We start from the raw sequence: 19,598 nt of genomic DNA, 5'->3' as shown, positions 1-19,598 counted from the left end.
ATCATATAACAGGTTTTCACAGGCGGAGCGGGTGATGGGAACTATTATATAAGCAATGATTAGTTTTGCGGTTTAAACGTCGCCCGGCGGCCGGTTGTCTTAAAGTGTAGGAGAACATCGGATCCTGTGATGCTGGTACTGACTTCCCCCCGTTATCGGAAAACGGTTGATGCAAGGTTGCCGTGCAGGCGAGTAAATTATAACGGTAAGGGGAAAGCGGAAAAATCACTCCACCGAGGGGATTGTTGCCGGAAAATTAAAATTTCCATCAAATAAACGCCATCTTCATAGTTTTCTCATAATTGGTGAATAAATCCGAGACGGGTTTTAAAAAGTTTACACACCCTCGCATTACTTGAAATTTATCAGCCTATTATTATCTCCGACGACGAATGAGCCTGTTAACGTACAGCGCTCCTGATGAAGAAAAACTTTTAAGGAAATGATTATGCGTAAATTGACGGCTTTATTTATTGCTTCCACGCTGGCCCTGGGTTCTGCTTCCGCGGCGTTCGCTGCAGACACCACTGCCCCGGCGGCGGATGCGGCGCCGATGAAAATGATGCATCACAAGGGTGAAGGCAAAGGCGGCCCGTTCGCCGGGCTGAACCTGACCGAGCAGCAGCGCCAGCAGATGCGCGATATCATGAAAGAGTCGCACCAGAAGCGCGGGCCGGGCATGAAAGAGGAGCGCCAGGCGCTGCACAATCTGGTCGCTTCCGACAGCTTTGACGAAGCGAAGGCGAAGGCGCAAATTGACGCGATCGGTAAAGCGCAATCCGAACGCATGCTGGAGCGCGCCAAAGCGGAAAATAAAATGTATAACCTGCTGACCCCTGAGCAGAAAAAACAATACAATGAGAATTATCAGAAACGTGAGCAAAAGATGATGGACCATATGAATAAAATGAAGGCGCAGATGTCCTCCGATCAGTAATATCCGCTCGCGGTGAATAATAAAGGGCCAGACTATTTGTCTGGCCCTTTTCCTATTTGGCGTTATCACTGGCAGGCTATGCAGTGAGTGATAATCATTCTCCGCCGACCATGTGCCGGAACTGCTCGGCAACGGCCTGAGCAAAGCGCGGGTCGTTAATATGATAAGGCGTTTTTATCAACCGGCGTTTGTCGGTGGCGCGCACCGTTTCTTCCAGCGCTTGCGTAAAGGCGGCCAGCGCCGCCGGATCCCAGAACGGTTGCCCGGGCGCGTCCAGAGCCGATACGCCGCCCGCCGGGATAACGAAACGCACTTCGCCCGCGCAGGCGTTGATTTTTTCGCCCATCCAACGCCCCATTAACGCATTCTCCCGCGCGCTGGTGCGCACCAGCGTCACTTGCGGGTTGTGAGGGTGGCGCAGACGGTTGGCATAGCGAGCCGGCACCGTGTTCGGCGCGCCGAAGTTGATCATGTCGATCGCGCCGCAGGAGAGCACGCACGGGATGCCGGTACGCGCGATGGCACCGAAACGATCGGTATTGCAGGGCAGCACGCCGCCAAACAGGTGATCGGCAACTTCGGTGGTGGTCAAATCGATGGCGCCGTGCAGTTGGCGGCTATCGATCAGTTTTTCCAACGCTCTGCCGCCGCTGCCGGTCGCATGAAACGTCAGACAATCCCATAGCGATCCCAACTCGGCAATCAACGCCTGAACGCAGGGCGTGGTGACGCCAAACATTGTCAGGCCGATCGCCGGCTTGTCGTCGTGAGAGTCGACGGCGGCGAAGCGGACTGCGCCGGCTATCTGGCGCGCCGCGTTGCCCAGCACCCGTCGCGAGATGCGATTCAGGCCGGCGAGATCGGTGACCGAATACAGCATGCTGATATCGCTGGCGCCGACATAGGCGGAAACGTCACCCGCCGCCATGCTCGAGACCATCACTTTCGGCAGACCGATCGGCAGTTGCTGCATGGCCGGCGTGATGATGGCGGTGCCGCCGGAGCCGCCCAGGCCAAGCAGGGCGGCGATATCGCGGCGCGTCAGGATAAAGCGTTCGAAAGCGGTCGCCATGGCGGCGATCGCCTGGCCGCGGCTGGCGCAGAAGACCGCGCCGGCGCCCGCCGGATGGTGGCGAGCGACCTCTTCTGGGCCGATATCGGCCGGGGAGTCAAACGGCAAGCTACGGGTGGAGAGATCGACGGTTCGCGTGGGTAAATCCAGGCTGGCAATCAGCCGCCGCACATACTCCAACTCTTGTCCTTTCGTATCTGCTGTGGTAGCAATATAGACAAAATTTGAAGTATCTTTCATGGGTTTTCCGAGGTGCTTCTAATTTTTATTTTAAAAATTAATGCATTATATTTTTTTAGGTGCCCTGGTGTTGGCATTTAAATTAAATTGATTAATGTATTTATATAATGAGACGGCAGTATCATTTTTGCAAGGGCAGCTCAGTGCAAAATGGGACTTCTGTCTCATTTTTGAGCTTTTTGCGCGGCCGAGCCTTTGTCGTCAACCTGTCGGCAGTGGCGTATCTCCAGCCGCGCAAGCATGTACAGATGTATGAGGTTTAAGTGCCGATAAATGCTTTTCCCACCCCGTTCGATCCTTCACTGACGTCCACCCGGGCAAAAACCTACCGTTTGTTGCTGGCCAGCGCGATGGCGCTGTATGACGAAGGCGCGTTTCCTTCGATCACCGAACTGGCGGCGTATGCGCAGGTATCGCGTGCGACCGCCTACCGCTACTTTCCGACCCAGAGTGCGCTGATTAGCGCCGTGGTGGCGGAAAGCCTGGGGCCTATTCTGGAATGGCGCCCGCAAGACGATGATGCCCTGAAGCGCATCCAGCAGTTGCTGACCTTCGCCTATCCTCAGATGGAACGGCACGAGGGGGCGTTGCGCGCGGCGTTGCAGCTCTCTTTGCAGCAGTGGGCGCACGCGACGCCGGGCGAAAAATTCGTGCGCGGCAACCGCAAGCGTCTGTTGGCGCTGGCGGTAGAACCGCTGCAGGGCAAACTGCCGCCGGACTCTCTGCAGAGAGTGATTCATGCTTTCTCGCTGATTTACGGCTCGGAGGTGTTCCTGGTGCTGAAAGATATCTGGGGGCTGGAGCTTGAGAGCATTCAGGACGTCACGCAATGGATGGCCAAAGCCATCCTTCGTCAGGCGGAAGAGGACGCGACGAACCGCAAAAAAACATCAGCAGGATAATCCAATTTTTGCCGATGCCTGACTGAAAAACCAGCATAATTCACTGAGTGAATATTGGCAAAATTTATAATTTAAAGTGATAAAAGACGCCTGTTAAGCACTTTTCAGGCGGCCACACCCTTCATTTACCCCTGAATTATATTTTTATTTATCAGTTAATTAATATTTATTCCCTCACGTGCTATCGCCGCTCCGATACCGCCAAGCGTCATTGTCATTTCTTATCGTCGCTGGCCTGATTCACCCCTGAAACTTTCTCTCCTCCCGCCGAACTGCCGAGTGACACATTAAGCGCACTTGAGATTGTTGTGCTTTATTTATTTGGTGTTACCAAACTGTTACACAAAAAATCTTATAAAACATTTGCAAACAACAACGGACGGTATCTGGGATGGAGAAGAAACTTAGAGGAGTCAAATCCGCTCGGGCGGCCTTCGGCTGGCCTGAAATCGGAGTTCATCGCGCACAATGGAGCGCGATGCTGATCTGCCTGACGGCGATCGGCGGGGCGCAGGCTGCCAGCTATATAGAGAACGGCAAAGCGGGCGATCCGGCCAGCTGGCGCAGCAGTGAGTTCAACGCGGAATGGGGGCTGGGGGCGATCCACGCCGACCAGGCCTACGCCGCTGGTTATACCGGAAAAGGCATCAAACTTGGCATTTTCGATCAGCCGGTCTACGCCAAGCATCCCGAATTTGCCGGTGAGAATAAGGTGATCAATTTGGTCACCGAAGGCATCCGCGAATACACCGATCCCTATATCCCGGTGAAAAAAGGCGACACTTTCCGCTATGACGGTACGCCGAGCGTGGACTCCGATGGCACGCTCGGTTCGCACGGTACCCACGTGGGCGGCATCGCCGCCGGCAGCCGCGACGGCGGCGCCATGCACGGCGTGGCGTTCAACGCGCAGATCATCAGCGCCGAAAACGGCGATCCCGGCCCGGAGGACGGCATCATCCTCGGCAACGACGGCGCGGTGTACCAGGCCGGCTGGGATGCGCTGGTGGCCAGCGGCGCGCGCATCATCAACAACAGCTGGGGCATCGGCATTACCGAAAAGTTTGAGGAGGGGGGTTATGACCCGGCTTATCCACACTTCACGGTGAACGATGCGCAAAAGCAGTTCGATCAGATCAAACAGATCCTCGGCACCAAGCCCGGCGGCGCCTATCAGGGCGCGATCGACGCGGCGCGCAGCGGCGTGGTCACCATCTTCGCCGCCGGTAACGACGGCAATCTGAATAACCCCGATGCCATGGCCGGCCTGGCCTATTTCGTGCCGGAGATTGCACCGAACTGGCTGTCGGTCGCCAGCTTGCAGGATCCCTCTAATAGCGGCGACTACAGCATCAGCACCTTCTCTTCCCGCTGCGGCTACACCGCCAGCTTCTGCGTTTCGGCGCCGGGCACCCGGGTATACAGCTCGGTGATTGAAGGCACCAGCGTGGAGAATCTGACGACCGGCTACGCCAAATACAGCGGCACCTCGATGGCGGCGCCGCACGTGGCCGGCAGCGTCGCGGTGCTGATGGAGCGTTTCCCGTATCTGAATGGCGCGCAGGTGGCGGAAGTGCTGAAAACCACCGCCACCGACATGGGGGCGCCGGGCATCGACGCGCTCTACGGCTGGGGGATGATCAACCTGGGCAAAGCCATCAACGGCCCTGGCATGTTGGCGACCGTCGAGGATATTCCCGAAGAATTCCGCATCCCGGATCCGACGGGCGTGGCCTACGGCCCGACCCAGTTCGTGGTGGATCTGCCGGGCGTCGGCGCGGTGCTGGACAAGGGCAAACCGACCGAGCGCGTCTGCAGCGATGTGCTGTGCGGCCTGGACTTCTGGAGTAACGACATCTCCGGCCACGGCGGCCTGACCAAAGAAGGGATGGGCACGCTGGTGCTGACGGGTAACAACACCTATTCCGGCCCGACGCTGGTCAATCAGGGGCGGTTGGCAGTCAACGGCTCGGTCACTTCGGCCGTCAGCGTGCAGAGCGGCGGCATCGTCGGCGGCAGCGGTACGGTCGGTTCGCTGACCGCCCGTCAGGGCGGCACCGTGGCGCCGGGCAACTCGATCGGCACTTTGAACGTGGCGGGTAACGTCAGCTTCGAGCCGGGTTCGCGCTACGCGGTGGAAGTGGGGCCGAACGGCCAGAGCGATCGGATCCAGAGCAGCGGATCGGCGACGATCGGCGGCGGCGAGGTGGCGGTGACGCTGGAGAACAGCCCCAACCTGCTGACGCAAAGCGAGGTGCGCAGCCTGCTGGGCCAGCAGTACACCATCCTGAGCGCGCAGCAGGGGGTGAGCGGGCAGTTTGACGCGGTGGCGCCGAACTACCTGTTCCTCGGTACCGGGCTGAGCTACCAGCCGACCGGGGTGACGCTGAGCGTCGGGCGCAACGGCACCAGCTTCGCCAGCGTGGCGCAGACGGCGAACGAGCGAGCGGTGGCGGCGGCGGCGGATGCGCTGGCGGCGGGCAACCCGGTGTACGAGAGCCTGCTCGGCAGCGGCACGGCGGGCGAAGCGCGGCAGGCGTTCCGTCAGCTGTCGGGGCAAATCCATGCGGACATCGCCTCGGCGCTGGTGAACGACAGCCGCTACCTGCGTGAGGCGCTGAACGGGCGTCTGCGTCAGGCGGAAGGGCTGGCGAGCTCGTCGGCCATCAAGGCGGATGAGGGCGGTGCCTGGGCGCAGCTGCTGGGGGCGTGGGACCACGCGTCGGGCGACGCCAATGCTACCGGCTATCAGGCCTCGACCTACGGGGTGCTGGTGGGGCTGGACTCGGCGGCGGCGGACGACTGGCGGCTGGGGGTGGCGACCGGCTACACCCGCACCTCGCTGCACGGCGGGTACGGGTCGAAGGCGGACAGCGACAATTACCACCTAGCGGCGTACGGCGACAAGCAGTTCGGGGCGCTGGCGCTGCGCGGCGGGGCGGGCTACACCTGGCACCGCATCGACACCAAGCGGTCGGTGAACTACGGGATGCAGTCGGACCGCGACACGGCGAAGTACAGTGCGCGCACCGAGCAGCTGTTCGCGGAAGCGGGCTACAGCGTGCAGGGTGAGTGGCTGAACCTGGAGCCGTTCGTGAACCTGGCGTACGTGAACTTCGAGAACAACGGCATCGCGGAAAGCGGCGGCGCGGCGGCATTGCGCGGCGACAAGCAGCACACGGACGCGACGGTGTCGACGCTGGGCCTGCGTGCGGACACCGAATGGCAGGTGAGCCCGGGCACGACGGTGGCGCTGCGCAGTGAGCTGGGGTGGCAACACCAGTACGGCGGGCTGGAACGAGGTACCGGGCTGCGGTTCAACGGCGGCAACGCGCCGTTCGTGGTGGACAGCGTGCCGGTCTCGCGCGACGGCATGGTGCTGAAGGCGGGGGCGGAAGTGGCGGTGAACGAGAACGCCACGCTGTCGCTGGGCTACGGCGGGCTGCTGTCGCAGAACCACCAGGACAACAGCGTCAACGCCGGTTTCACCTGGCGCTTCTAAGCACAAACACCATCGATTCAATCCTTGTACCGGAACCGTCTGCGGACGGTTCCTTTTTCACATCCTGCTAATGAAAGCCCGGCGCACCTGGGGCGTCGGCCAATAACAAGCAAAAGGTAAGGAAATGACAACAACAATGGGTTTTGATAGCAAAGGAAATGCTCGCCGCTCGCCGTGGCGGCTGAACGCGCTGGTCTGCTGCATGGCGCTGGCGGGGTATGCACAGGCGGCGCCGCACGAGGTGAACGGCCAAGCCGGCGATCCGGCCAGCTGGCGCAACGCCGAATTCAACGCCAACTGGGGGCTGGGGGCGATCCACGCCGATGAGGCCTACGCCGCCGGCTATACCGGCAAAGGGCAGAAGGTGGGTATTTTCGATACCCCGGTCAACCGCCATCCCGAGTTCGCCGGCGACGGCAAACTGATCAACGTCGTCACCGAAGGCTATCGCGCCTACACCGATCCGCACCGGCCGGGCATTAACGCCGGCGACCGCTTTTACTTCGACGGCACCTTCCACTTCTACAGCGGCTCACAGGGCATGCTGAGCAATCATGGGGTGCACGTTGCGGGCATCAGCGCCGCCAACCGCGACGGCGTCGGCATGCACGGCGTGGCTTTCGATTCGCAGGTGATCAGCGTCGATAACGACAACGACGGCCCGGCCTATGGTGAATTCCTCGGCCTGGACGGCGCCGTCACCAATGCCGGCTGGCAGGCGATGATCAACAACGGCGTGCGGGTGATCAACAACAGCTGGGGCGTCAGTATTCCCGACTTTCTGTCCGACGGCGGCCGCGATCCTAACGCGCTGCACTTTGAGCTGAAGGATGCGCAGGAACAATTCGATCAGGTCAAACCGCTGCTCGGCAGCCTGGCCGGCGCAGGCTATCAGGGCGCCATCGACGCCGCGCGCAAAAATATTCTGGTGCTGTTCGCCGCCGGTAACGACGGCAACTACAACCAGCCGGATGTGATCAGCGGGCTGGCCTACTTCGTGCCGGACATCGCGCCGAACTGGCTGTCGGTCGCCAGCGTGGCGCAGGATGCGGCTTCGGCCAACAGCGTGCCTTACACCATCAGCAGCTTCTCTTCCCGTTGCGGCTATACCGCCAGCTTCTGCGTCTCGTCGCCGGGCAGCAAAATCTACAGCACCGTGGCCAACGGTTCCGATCCGGCCAACCTGGTGTCGGACTACGGCAATAAAAACGGCACCTCGATGGCGACGCCGCACGTCACCGGCGCGGTGGCGGTGTTGCTGCAGCGTTTCCCGTACATGAGTTCGGCGCAGATTGCCGACGTGCTGAAAACCACCGCTACCGACATGGGCGCGCCGGGCATCGACGCGCTCTACGGTTGGGGGATGATCAACCTGGGCAAAGCCATTAACGGCCCGGGCATGTTCTATACCGTCGAGGATATTCCGGCGGAGTTCCGCATCCCGGATCCGACGGGCGTGGCCTACGGCCCGACCCAGTTTGTCGCCAATATTCCGGGTCTGGGCGCCGAGGTGGATGCCGGCACGCTGCACGCCAGGAAGTGTGACGACATCAGCTGCGAACTGGAAGTCTACTCCAACAACATCTCCGGCCACGGCGGCCTGACCAAGCAGGGCATCGGCACGCTGGTGCTGACGGGTAACAACACCTATTCCGGCCCGACGCTGGTCAATCAGGGGCGGTTGGCAGTCAACGGCTCGGTCACTTCGACCGTCAGCGTGCAGAGCGGCGGCATCGTCGGCGGCAGCGGTACGGTCGGTTCGCTGACCGCCCGTCAGGGCGGCACCGTGGCGCCGGGCAACTCGATCGGCACTTTGAACGTGGCGGGTAACGTCAGCTTCGAGCCGGGTTCGCGCTACGCGGTGGAAGTGGGGCCGAACGGCCAGAGCGATCGGATCCAGAGCAGCGGATCGGCGACGATCGGCGGCGGCGAGGTGGCGGTGACGCTGGAGAACAGCCCCAACCTGCTGACGCAAAGCGAGGTGCGCAGCCTGCTGGGCCAGCAGTACACCATCCTGAGCGCGCAGCAGGGGGTGAGCGGGCAGTTTGACGCGGTGGCGCCGAACTACCTGTTCCTCGGCACCGGGCTGAGCTACCAGCCGACCGGGGTGACGCTGAGCGTCGGGCGCAACGGCACCAGCTTCGCCAGCGTGGCGCAGACGCCGAACGAGCGAGCGGTGGCGGCGGCGGCGGATGCGCTGGCGGCGGGCAACCCGGTGTACGAGAGCCTGCTCGGCAGCGGCACGGCGGGCGAAGCGCGGCAGGCGTTCCGTCAGCTGTCGGGGCAAATCCATGCGGACATCGCCTCGGCGCTGGTGAACGACAGCCGCTACCTGCGTGAGGCGCTGAACGGGCGTCTGCGTCAGGCGGAAGGGCTGGCGAGCTCGTCGGCCATCAAGGCGGATGAGGGCGGTGCCTGGGCGCAGCTGCTGGGGGCGTGGGACCACGCGTCGGGCGACGCCAATGCTACCGGCTATCAGGCCTCGACCTACGGGGTGCTGGTGGGGCTGGACTCGGCGGCGGCGGACGACTGGCGGCTGGGGGTGGCGACCGGCTACACCCGCACCTCGCTGCACGGCGGGTACGGGTCGAAGGCGGACAGCGACAACTACCACCTGGCGGCGTACGGCGACAAGCAGTTCGGGGCGCTGGCGCTGCGTGGCGGGGCGGGCTACACCTGGCACCGCATCGACACCAAGCGGTCGGTGAACTACGGGATGCAGTCGGACCGCGACACGGCGAAGTACAGCGCGCGCACCGAGCAACTGTTCGCGGAAGCGGGCTACAGCGTGCAGGGTGAGTGGCTGAACCTGGAGCCGTTCGTGAACCTGGCGTACGTGAACTTCGAGAACAACGGCATCGCAGAAAGCGGCGGCGCGGCGGCATTGCGCGGCGACAAGCAGCACACGGACGCGACGGTGTCGACGCTGGGCCTGCGTGCGGACACCGAATGGCAGGTGAGCGCGGGCACGACGGTGGCGCTGCGCAGCGAGCTGGGGTGGCAACACCAGTACGGCGGGCTGGAGCGTGGCACCGGGCTGCGGTTCAACGGCGGCAACGCGCCGTTCGTGGTGGACAGCGTGCCGGTCTCGCGCGACGGCATGGTGCTGAAGGCGGGGGCGGAAGTGGCGGTGAACGAGAACGCCACGCTGTCGCTGGGCTACGGCGGGCTGCTGTCGCAGAACCATCAGGACAACAGCGTCAACGCCGGTTTTACCTGGCGCTTCTGACGTTCAGCGATCATCGCAATGACCACGGAGCCGGCATGCCGGCTCCGTTTTTATTTGCGGCTGCGGGGTGAGTCCGTATGATGGCGCGGCGCCAGGGCAATAAAAAACCGGGACCCTGACGGATCCCGGCTTAAAAGTGGGTAAAACAGATTAGCGCTAAAGGCTCAAGCCCCGTTTGATTTGCGCAGTCCGAGCGATGTGCTCATCGTCTCAGTAGCGGCAACGGAACAAATTTTCCCTGGTGTTACTATGGTTATTATTAAAAAACGTGCTGGTGTTATTTTTTATAGTGTATTGCTGTATGTCTCTTTTGATACCATGTTTGACGATGCAACATGGTATGTCAAGCAACGTTTTTAACGCATAATTGCATGAGATGCCAGTTTTAGATGTGGCTTTTTCAGCGGAAATAATCAAAACGACTGATAAATCAGTAAAAAAAATCGAAGGAACAAATGGATAACAATCACCAAAAATTCGATTCACAGTCGATTGCCAATCGGGTCAGGGAGCTGTTTTTACATTACGGGATTGGAAAACGTCAGCATGCCCGCGAGCTCAGCCGCATCTTGGATCTGAGTTTTTCACATGCGCACCGCAAACTGAAAGGGCAAAGCCCCTGGACGCTGGAACAGATCAACAGCGTCGCGGCCGCGTTGGGAGAAACGCCGGCGGCGATCGCCGATTTGAGCGCCGAACACGAGACCACCGAGCCAAACATGGCGCGCGATGCCATCTTTTTCGTGGCGGGGGTGGCGATGCCTTGCGTCGGGCACATTGGCGATGCCTTGCGTCGGGCACATTGGCGATGAGCTTCCTGCCGGGCGGCCGGCGGAATTTGTGGCGCTGCGCGTGGAAGGGCAGTGGCGTATCTATCGCGCCGATGAGGCACCGGCAGGCCCGCGTTACGGCGTCGATCTGATCGAAATCCGGCCCGGCTTCGGCGACGACGAGCGGCTGAGCATCGCGGTATTGGACGATTCGCATCAGGCGGCCGATGAGCTGGCCAAGTATCTCGGCGGCTGCGGCTTCAACGCGGTGGCGTTTTACGACGTCGACAGTTTTTGTCAGGCATTGCAGCAAAGTCTGTTCGACGGCTACGTGGTGGACTGGCTGATCGGTGAGGAAACGGCGGATCGCTGTATCGCCACCATCCGCGCCTCCGACAACCCGGACGCGCCGGTACTGGTGCTGACCGGCGAACTGGGTACCGACCGACGCGAGTCGGAAATCGCTCAGGCGATGCGCGAGTACGACGTGCTCGGCCCTTATGAAAAGCCGGTGCGGCTCCATGTGATCGAAGCCGCACTGCAACGCTGTTTTAATCTTTAGCGGGGAACACCTCGGCCAGTGCGTTTGACAGCGCATCCAGCCGAACCGGCTTCATCAGGTAGTTATCGAACAGGGCGCGCTGATCCGCCGTCAGCTGCTCCGGCGTGTAGGCGCTGATGCCGATGATCGGCACATGGCGGTTGGGGCCGCGGCGGTTGCGCAGCTGCCTGGCCAGGGCGGCGCCGTCGATGCCCGGCATCTGCAGATCCAGCAACAGCGCGTCGTAAGGGCGTCTGAGCAGCTTCTGCAGCGCGCGCTCCGGCGAGTCGCACAGTTCGTGCTGGTAGCCCAGCTTGTCCAATAGCGCCGCAAAGGCGTCACCCACCGACTTGTTGTCATCCACCACCAGCACCTGCTGTGGCTTCTGCTGCAGAGAGGCATTGGCGGCGGCGGGCGCGTCGGCGCGTTCGTCTTCACTGATCTGCACCGGAATGCTGACGATAAAGGTGCTGCCCTTCTTGATTTCGCTGTACACCGTGATGGTGCCGTCGAGCAATGTCACCAGGCCGTGCACGATCGCCAGCCCCATCCCGACGCCGGCATACTGCTTGGTATGCGACTGATCCAACTGGGTAAAGGGCTTGAAGATCTGATCGAGCTGGTCTTTTTCGATACCGATGCCGGTGTCGGTCACTTCGATAATCAACGAACTGCCGCCCGGCTGGCGGCGCAGGCAGCTGTGCAGCGTAATGCTGCCGCTTTCGGTGTACTTGTAGGCGTTGGTCAGCAGGTTGACGATAATCTGCCGGATGCGCAGCGGATCGGAGTGCACCAGCAGGTGGCTGCATTCCACTTCACAGCTCAGTTTGACCTGCTCTTTGCGGGTCAGGGTGGCGATTTCGTTGGCGGTCTCCGCGATCAGCTTCTGCGCGTCGAACGGCACGATGCGCAATTCCATCATGCCGCTGTCGAGGTGCGCGTAGTCGGTCAGATCTTTCATCTGGCTTTCGATTTGCTGCGCGGCGGTCTCCAGCCGCTGGAAGGTGTCCGCATGCTCAGCTGACACCCGGGTATTCACCAGCACGTCGATGGCCGACATCACGCTCTGCAATGAGGTGCGCAGCTCGTGGCCGATGGCGCCGAGGAAGGCGTTTTTGGTGCGCGTCGCTTTCTCCGCCTCGATGGCCTTGGCCTGCTGGCGAATGGTCAGCCGCTGCTGACGGAACACGATCAGGGTGATGGCGATCAGCGCGATCACCGAGAACATGACGATCACCAGCCCATAGAAAATAATGTGCCGTTTCTCGATGTAATCCTCATAGGCGGCGGTGCGCTGCTTCACCTCGGCGTGGTCGGTCAGGTTGGCCATTTCGATGGCGTAAGGCTTGATGGCCCTCATGGCCGCGGAAACCTGGCCGAAGTCGATTTTCCGACTGCTCAGCAGCTTATCGATGCGATCCATCTGCAGGCGCATCTGTTTGACCACTTCCGGGTAGCCCGGCTCGGCGTACAGCGGCTGGGTCGATTCGGAGACGGTTTCCAGCACGTAAAAACGCGAATAGAGGATTTCGAACCGCAGCCGCAGGTTGTCGTTGTCCACCTGCGCGGCGTGGCTTTGCTGCTCGACCAGCGTGTCGAACTCCGCCAGCTTGATGGAGAACTTGGCGATTGACCAGGAGTAGTTCTCCTGCGTGCCGGCGATGGCATACAGCCCTTTCTTCGACAGGGTGGCGCTGTAGTAATAGAGCGTGACGGTCGAAGCCACTAAAAACAGCGCGGCGAAAATGGCCGGGATCGCCAGCCTGCTGCCGTTCTTAAAGGTCGTCAGCTTCATTTGATCACGATCCTGTCCACTTGCCAGATAAAGCGCGAGTTGTACAACGGCGAGTTCAGTTCAGGCCCGGCGGCGTCGCGCGGGTAAACCAGGAACAGCGGGCCGAAGTTTCTGAGTTTCAGCATCTCCCCGTCCATCTTATAGGCCAGGATCATGTTGTACTTTTTGACGTCGGACAGCGGCACGTCGATGTAATAGTCGTTCAGCGCATAGAAGGTCAGCGTCTCGCCCTTGGCGCCGACGCGCTCCAGGATATCGGCCACCGAAATCCCTTCGAATTTTCTCTGCGGCGTCCAGGAAGTGGAGGTGGTGATGCTGCGCACCGGCATCGCCAACAGCTGCTTATCGGTGAACAGATAGCTTTTGTTGACCGGGTCGGTCACGTTGTCGATCTTGCCCGCCACTTCCAGGGTAAAGCTGAGCGCGCTGCTCTGGGCGATAATCAGGGCCACGCAGGCCATCGCGAGGGTTTTGCATAGTTTGAACAGCATCGGTGTTCTCCAGAGGCGCGGGGAGGTTGTATCAGTCCCGCTAATTTATCAGGCAGAATAATGGCAGAAAAAGCAGGCGGGCGCGAAGGGAATAGTAAACCGCACAAAAAGAACAGGCCGGTGTTTACCGGCCTGAGAATGGGCTAACCGCAGCGGTTAGCGCATGGTAACGAACTCTTCCGCCGCGGTCGGGTGGATCGCCACGGTGTTGTCGAAGTCCTTCTTGGTGGCGCCCATCTTCACCGCTACCGCGAAGCCCTGCAGGATTTCATCCATGCCGAAGCCGATGCCGTGCAGGCCGACGATCTTCTCTTCTTTACCCGCGCACACCAGCTTCATGCGGCACGGCTGGCGGTGCTGCGTCACGGCGCTGTACATGGCGGTGAAGGAGGATTTGTACACCTTCACGTTGTCCGCGCCGAACTTCTCGATAGCTTCCGGTTCGGTCAGGCCGACGGTGCCGATCGGCGGGTGGCTGAACACCACGGTGGCGATGTTGCTGTAATCCAGGTGCTCATCCGGCTTGTTGTTGAACAGGCGCTCGGACAGGCGGCGGCCGGCGGCCACGGCGACCGGGGTCAGCTCTACCGCGCCGGTGTTGTCGCCCACCGCGTAGATGCCTTTGACGTTGGTGTTCTGGAACTTATCGACGTCAATATAGCCTTGCTCGTTGGTCTTCACCCCGGTAACGCCGAGGTTTAGGTTGTCGGTCGCCGGTTCGCGGCCGATGGCCCAGATCAGGCAGTCGACGGTGAATGCCTTGCCGTTTTCCAGCTGCAGCGTCAGGCTGCCGTCGGCGTTCTTGACGATCGCTTTCGGCACCGATTCGGTATGCAGGCTCGGCCCTTCGGTGTTCATCACTTCCACCAGGGTTTCGACGATCATCGGATCGAAGCTGCGCAGCGGCGCGTGCTTGCGCACGAACAGGTGCGTTTCCGCGCCCAGCGCGTTCAGCACGCCGGCGATCTCCACGGCGATATAGCCGGCGCCGACTACGGCGACGCGCTTCGGCATGGCGTCCAGCTCAAAGAAGCCGTCGGAGTCGATGCCGTATTCCGCACCCGGAATCGCCGGGTGGCTCGGGCGGCCGCCGGTGGCGATCAGGATGTGGTCAGCGGTGATGAGCTCGCCGTTCACTTCCACGGTGTGCGCATCCACGAAGCGCGCGAAGCCTTTGATCACGTCGACCTTGTTCTTGCCCAGCACGTTGTCGTAGGAGTTGTGGATACGGTCGATATAGGCGGTGCGGTTGGCGACCAGCTTCTTCCAGTCGAAGGCGTTGACGATGGTGTCGAAGCCGTAGTCCGGGCCGTACTGATGGATGGCCTCGGCGATCTGCGCCGCGTGCCACATGACTTTTTTCGGTACACAACCCACGTTTACACAGGTGCCGCCCAGCTCTTTGGCTTCAATCAGCGCACACTTTTGGCCGTACATGGCTGCCCGGTTGATCGATGCGATACCGCCGCTGCCGCCGCCAATTGCTAGATAATCGTAATGTTTCGTCATCTGGGATTTCCATGAGTTGTGAAATTGAAGAGGGTAAGAGTTTAACGCCTGACCGGGGTTTGTCGCAAAGATTGCGTCGATGGCTGCGATAGGTGGACGCAGGGCGCGGCGAACCGCGCCCTGCCGGGGATTACTCCGGTACCACCCAGTTCACCAGATGGTGGCCGATGCCCGACGGCACCAGCACCTTATGCAGCCACGGCAGCACGTTTTTCATCTGCTGTTCCAGTTTCCACGGCGGGTTGATGACGATCATGCCGGAGGCGGTCATGCCGCGCTGATCGCTGTCGGGTTTCACCGCCAGTTCGATCTGCAGAATGCGGCGAATGCCGGTGGCTTCCAGATCGCGCAGCATGCGTTTGATCTGCTGGCGCATCACCACCGGGTACCACAGCGCGTAGGTGCCGGTGGCGAAACGCTTGTAGCCTTCCTGAATGCCTTTGACCACGTCCTGGTAATCGGTCTTCATTTCATACGGCGGGTCCATCAGGATCAGGCCGCGGCGCGACAGGGGCGGTAGCTGGGATTTCAGCTGCTGATAGCCGTCGGCGCGCTGCACTTTGGCGCGCTCGTCTTTCTGGAACTCGCTGCGCAGCAGTGGGTAGTCGCTCGGGTGCAGCTCGGTCAGGTGAATTTTGTCCTGCGGGCGCAGCAACTGGCGGGCGATCAGCGGCGAACCGGGGTAGTAGCGCAGCATGCCGGAACGGTTGAAGTTGTGCACCACGCTCATGTAGGCCGCCAGTTCTTCCGGCAGATCGTCGCGCTGCCACAGCAGGCCGATGCCTTCCAGGTATTCGCCGGTGCGCTCGGCGTGTTCGCCGCTGAGCTGATAACGGCCCGCGCCCGAGTGGGTATCCAGATACAGGAACGGCTTCTCTTTTTCCTTCAGCGACTCGATGATCAGGCTCTGAACGGTGTGCTTGAGCACGTCGGCGTGGTTGCCGGCGTGGAAACTGTGGCGATAACTTAACATGACGGGTGGCGGTTCCTTGTGCTCCGCAGACGGAGCATTCAATGCAATAAGGCTTATAATCTGCACAGTATAAACTGTCTGGCCGGGAAAAACCGGACTCCGTTGCCGCAGACGTTCACAGAAAGGGACAGGACGATGAGCAAACAGGCGATTTTGGCGAACTACCCCGACGCGGCGCGCTGGGCGTTCGGCGACGGCCCCGAGTTGGCCGACGAACTGCTGCAGTTGGTGCTGAGCGGGGAAAAGACCGCCACCTGCAGCTCCTATGCGAGCTATCGCCGGGAGCAAACGCCGATGATCGGCGACGATAACATTATTCTCGACGGCCGCGGCGAACCGGCCTGCGTGATCAAAACCCTGGCGCTGCGCCTGGTGCGCTACGACCAGGTGACCGCCGAGATGGCGGCCAAAGAGGGCGAAGGCGACAAAAGCCTGGCGTTTTGGCGGCGGGGGCATCGGGAATTTTTCACCCGCGAAGGCACCTTTGCGGCGGATATGTGGCTGGTGTTCGAAGAGTTTGCGCTGGTGGAGATTTTATAGCGGCCCCAGCGCGGCCACCACCTGCTCGCGCAGCCAGCTGTGGGCCGGGTCGAGATGGGAGCGTTCATGCCATACCATCACCATGTCGTAACCCGGCATCTCCAGCGGAGCCGCGCAGGTGCGCAATTCCCCCAACAGTTCCCCCAGCATGCGCGAAGGCAGCATGGCGACCATATCGGACTTCGCCAGCAACGCGGGAATAAACAGGAAGTGCGGCACCGACATTACGACCCGTCGGGTTAACCCCTGTGCGGCCAGCAGCGTATCGATCTGGGTACGAAAACCGCCGCCATCTTGCGAAACCATCACAAACTCAAGCTGGCAGAACTGTTCGAGTGAGGGTGGCCGTTGCAACAGCGGGTGATCCCGGCGGCCGACCAGCAGGTAGTTCTCGTGAAACAGCGGCCGATGGCGCAGCTCCGCCGGCGCTTCTTCCCGGCTCAGAAAACCGAGATCGATCACCCCGTCCGCCAAATCGCGGCTCATGCGTTTGGGCGCCGCTTCGCGGATCGCCAGACGGGATTTCGGCGCCGCCAGCCGCAGACGGGGCAGCATCGGCAGCAAAATTGCGTATTCAGCGGCATCGGCGGCGGCCAGCTGCCAGGTGACTTCCGCCTGCCGCGGATCAAAGGGCTGATCCGGCGCGACCAGGCGGCCCACATCGGCCAGCGTTTGGCGCAGCGGTGCCAACAGGCCGAGCGCGCGCGCCGTCGGCAGCATGCCGTGCGGGTTCGGCAGCAGCAGCGGGTCACGGTAGATCTCACGCAGCTTGGCAAGCTGAATGCTGACCGAAGGCTGGCTGAGATTGAGGCGCGCCGCCGCCCGCGTCACGCTGCGCTCGCTGAGCAACGCTTCCAATGTGACCAAAAGATTGAGATCGAGCCGCTTTAAATTGTTGATAACTATTCCCCGAATTAAATCTATCAATTTCAACTATAGCGCCGATCTCCCTACCGTGGAACGGACGCCGGAACAGACCGGTGAAACCGCAACGGAGAGGGGGACGATGATGAAATTGAGCGAATACGTGAGCTACGATGCGCTGGGATTGGCCGAATTGGTGCGGCGTGGCGAGGTCAGCGCAGCGGCGCTGCAACAGGCGGCGCGGGCCGCCGTCGAGGCGGTGAACCCGGCGATTAACGCGGTGGTGGAACACTGGGAGCAGCCGCCGGAACAAGACGACGGGCCTTTGTCGGGCGTGCCTTTCCTGATCAAGGACATCGCCATCAGCATGACAGGCAAGCGCGTTGAGCTGGGCAGCCGGTTGGCGCAGGGCAGCGTCGCCGCCGCCGACAGCCATCTGATGAGTAATATCCGCCGGGCCGGGCTGGTGACCTTTGGCCGCACCAGCACGCCGGAAATGGCGTTCAGCACCACCACCGAGGCCGTGCTTTACGGTGCCACGCGCAACCCCTGGAACCTGGATTTCAGCGCCGGTGGATCCAGCGGTGGCGCCGGTGCGGCGGTTGTCGCCGGTATGGTGCCCATCGCTCACGCCACCGACGCCGCCGGCTCGATTCGCGTACCGGCTTCGTCAAACGGGGTATTTGGTCTCAAGCCTACGCGCGGTCGGGTGCCGCATGGCCCGGTGATGGATGAGGTCTTCAACGGCTTTGGCGTCCAGCTGGGGCTCAGCCGCACGGTGCGTGACAGCGCCGCGTTGCTGGATGCGATGCAGCGTCCTCACGTTGGCGAGCCGTATTACACGGCGCCGCCGGCGCACAGCTGGTTATCGCAGGTGACGCGGCAACCGGGCAGGCTGCGCATCGGCATGATGACCGAGGCGTGGAACGGCGGAAAAACCGAGTCGAACATCGCCGGCGCCACGGCGGAAACGGCGGTGTTATTGGCGGCGTTGGGGCATCAGGTCAGCGAAACGGAAATGGCGATTGGCGTCAGTTGGCAAGAGTTGGTGTTCGCCAATGCGCAAATCTGGTGCGCCAATCTGGTCGGCTGGGTCGATGGTCTGAGCCAAGCGAGCGGACGGGCCATTTCAAGCGAAACGCTGGAGCCGGAAACGCTGGCCTGCTATCGCTACGGCCAGGCGGTCAGGGCGGTGGATATGGTGCGTGCGCTCGAGGTACGCAACCGGGTGACTCGCGCAGTCGGCGCCTATTTCCAGCAATACGACCTGCTGCTGACGCCGACGCTACCCGACCTGCCCTGGCGGCTTGGCCGTTATGGCGCGAATGCGGCGAATATGGACGGGCTGGAATGGACGGCGCATTTGTTCGATCATTCACCGTTCACCCCGGTATTTAACGTCGCCGGCGTACCGGCGATGTCGGTGCCGCTGGCCCAGGATGCGCAGCACAACCTGCCGATAGGCATGCAGTTTGTCGCCGGTTTTGGCCGTGAGGATCGGTTGTTGCAGCTGGCCGGACAGCTGGAACGCGCCGCGCCCTGGCATGGGCGGCGTCCGGCGATTTGGGCGGGGAATGCCGTTTAATAGCGGTAAAAAAGCAAAATATCCGCTATGTTGCCGAGAGGTGTTTGATGGCGGGCCGTCGGCTCGACGCTGCACCCTGGAGGCGATATGAGCTGCATTTTTTGCGACATCGTGGCGGGCAAGGCGCCGTGCCATAAAATCTGGGAAGACGACGACCATCTGGCGTTCCTGTCCATCTTCCCCAACACCGACGGTTTTAGCGTGGTGATCCCCAAGGCGCACCACCCGAGCTATGCCTTTGACCTGCCGGACGAGGTGTTGAGCGCGCTGATGCTGGCGAGCAAGCGGGTGGCGAAGCAGTTGGATCGCGCGTTCGACGACGTCGGCCGCTGCGGCATGGTGTTCGAAGGTTACGGCGTCGACCACGTGCACGCCAAACTGATCCCGCTGCACGGCACCGCGTCGCTGGATCAGTGGCGGCCGATCGAATCGACCTCGCCGAAGTTTTTCGCGCGTTACGAGGGCTATATCTCCTCCCACGACGCCGCGCGCGCCGACGACGAGCAGCTGGCGGCGCTGGCCGCCCGCATCCGCCAAAGCGCCGTTTAAGGCACCAACGATCAACGCCGGGCATTGATTTTCCTGTTGTCTGGCTCCATGTTAGAGATTCATACGCATTTTAAGGCTCGCCCCACGGCGGGCCCCAAC

General features: G+C 61.3%; 13 protein-coding genes and 1 pseudogene. 8 read left to right on the top strand and 6 right to left on the bottom strand.

The window, feature by feature from the left end:
• The first annotated feature begins 448 nt into the window (after window positions 1–448).
• A complete protein-coding gene (spy, locus tag SSARUM_RS22975) occupies window positions 449–937 on the top strand; it encodes an ATP-independent periplasmic protein-refolding chaperone Spy (RefSeq protein ID WP_033636398.1) in 489 nt (162 codons plus the stop codon).
• A 94-nt stretch (window positions 938–1,031) separates the two neighbouring features.
• Here the strand turns inward: spy and SSARUM_RS22970 are convergent, their stop codons facing one another.
• Window positions 1,032–2,249: a Tm-1-like ATP-binding domain-containing protein gene (locus tag SSARUM_RS22970; protein WP_049212973.1), complete on the bottom strand. Its 1,218-nt coding sequence runs from the start codon at window positions 2,247–2,249 to the stop codon at window positions 1,032–1,034.
• Window positions 2,250–2,599: 350 nt separating this feature from the next.
• Between SSARUM_RS22970 and SSARUM_RS22965 the strand changes: the two genes are divergently transcribed.
• The 4 genes and pseudogenes from SSARUM_RS22965 to SSARUM_RS24610 all read left to right on the top strand — a co-directional run bounded on the left by SSARUM_RS22965 (window position 2,600) and on the right by SSARUM_RS24610 (window position 11,214).
• Complete coding sequence (locus tag SSARUM_RS22965; protein ID WP_223182088.1) at window positions 2,600–3,151, top strand: TetR/AcrR family transcriptional regulator; 552 nt, start codon at window positions 2,600–2,602, stop codon at window positions 3,149–3,151.
• 478 nt (window positions 3,152–3,629) lie between these two features.
• Window positions 3,630–6,653 carry an autotransporter serine protease gene (locus tag SSARUM_RS22960; protein ID WP_089185433.1) on the top strand — a complete coding sequence of 1,008 codons (3,024 nt, stop codon included), beginning with the start codon at window positions 3,630–3,632 and terminating at the stop codon, window positions 6,651–6,653.
• Window positions 6,654–6,855: 202 nt separating this feature from the next.
• Window positions 6,856–9,882 (top strand): autotransporter outer membrane beta-barrel domain-containing protein, encoded by a 3,027-nt coding sequence (locus SSARUM_RS22955; RefSeq protein ID WP_369819466.1) that lies wholly within the window; start codon window positions 6,856–6,858, stop codon window positions 9,880–9,882.
• Between the two features lie 455 nt (window positions 9,883–10,337).
• Window positions 10,338–11,214, top strand: a pseudogene (locus SSARUM_RS24610) (helix-turn-helix domain-containing protein).
• Here SSARUM_RS24610 and SSARUM_RS22940 read toward each other — a convergent pair.
• The 4 genes from SSARUM_RS22940 to SSARUM_RS22925 form a co-directional block, all read right to left on the bottom strand.
• Window positions 11,204–12,988 (bottom strand): ATP-binding response regulator, encoded by a 1,785-nt coding sequence (locus tag SSARUM_RS22940; RefSeq protein WP_033636392.1) that lies wholly within the window; start codon window positions 12,986–12,988, stop codon window positions 11,204–11,206. The pseudogene SSARUM_RS24610 and the gene SSARUM_RS22940 sit on opposite strands and share 11 nt — an antisense overlap.
• Entirely contained in the window at window positions 12,985–13,479 is a 495-nt protein-coding gene (locus tag SSARUM_RS22935; protein ID WP_033636391.1) for a putative pterin-binding protein, read from the bottom strand. The genes SSARUM_RS22940 and SSARUM_RS22935 overlap by 4 nt, the downstream gene beginning before the upstream one ends.
• 156 nt (window positions 13,480–13,635) lie before the next feature.
• Window positions 13,636–14,988 carry a glutathione-disulfide reductase gene (gene gorA, locus SSARUM_RS22930; RefSeq protein ID WP_060431114.1) on the bottom strand — a complete coding sequence of 451 codons (1,353 nt, stop codon included), beginning with the start codon at window positions 14,986–14,988 and terminating at the stop codon, window positions 13,636–13,638.
• Window positions 14,989–15,118: 130 nt separating this feature from the next.
• The gene (locus tag SSARUM_RS22925; protein ID WP_060427185.1) at window positions 15,119–15,961 is read right to left on the bottom strand and encodes a 23S rRNA (adenine(2030)-N(6))-methyltransferase RlmJ; all 843 of its coding nucleotides are present in this window, start codon (window positions 15,959–15,961) and stop codon (window positions 15,119–15,121) included.
• Window positions 15,962–16,096: 135 nt separating this feature from the next.
• Between SSARUM_RS22925 and SSARUM_RS22920 the strand changes: the two genes are divergently transcribed.
• Window positions 16,097–16,501, top strand: a complete 405-nt coding sequence (locus SSARUM_RS22920) for an ASCH domain-containing protein (protein ID WP_049213723.1) — start codon at window positions 16,097–16,099, stop codon at window positions 16,499–16,501.
• On the opposite strand, the gene SSARUM_RS22915 is transcribed toward SSARUM_RS22920, so the two are convergent.
• Window positions 16,496–17,401, bottom strand: coding sequence for a LysR family transcriptional regulator (locus tag SSARUM_RS22915; protein WP_060427187.1), 906 nt, complete (start codon window positions 17,399–17,401; stop codon window positions 16,496–16,498). The genes SSARUM_RS22920 and SSARUM_RS22915 overlap by 6 nt on opposite strands.
• Window positions 17,402–17,507: 106 nt before the next feature.
• Here SSARUM_RS22915 and SSARUM_RS22910 point away from each other — a divergent pair, with 106 nt between their 5' ends.
• A complete protein-coding gene (locus SSARUM_RS22910; RefSeq protein ID WP_282493947.1) occupies window positions 17,508–18,950 on the top strand; it encodes an amidase in 1,443 nt (480 codons plus the stop codon).
• Window positions 18,951–19,037: 87 nt separating this feature from the next.
• A complete protein-coding gene (locus SSARUM_RS22905) occupies window positions 19,038–19,499 on the top strand; it encodes an HIT family protein (protein WP_060431116.1) in 462 nt (153 codons plus the stop codon).
• Window positions 19,500–19,598 lie beyond the last annotated feature (99 nt).

This window comes from Serratia sarumanii, from assembly GCF_029962605.1.
Taxonomy (GTDB): Bacteria; Pseudomonadota; Gammaproteobacteria; order Enterobacterales; family Enterobacteriaceae; genus Serratia; species Serratia sarumanii.
Note: the sequence above shows the minus strand (reverse complement) of the source record. Positions and strands in the feature narration are given on the sequence as shown.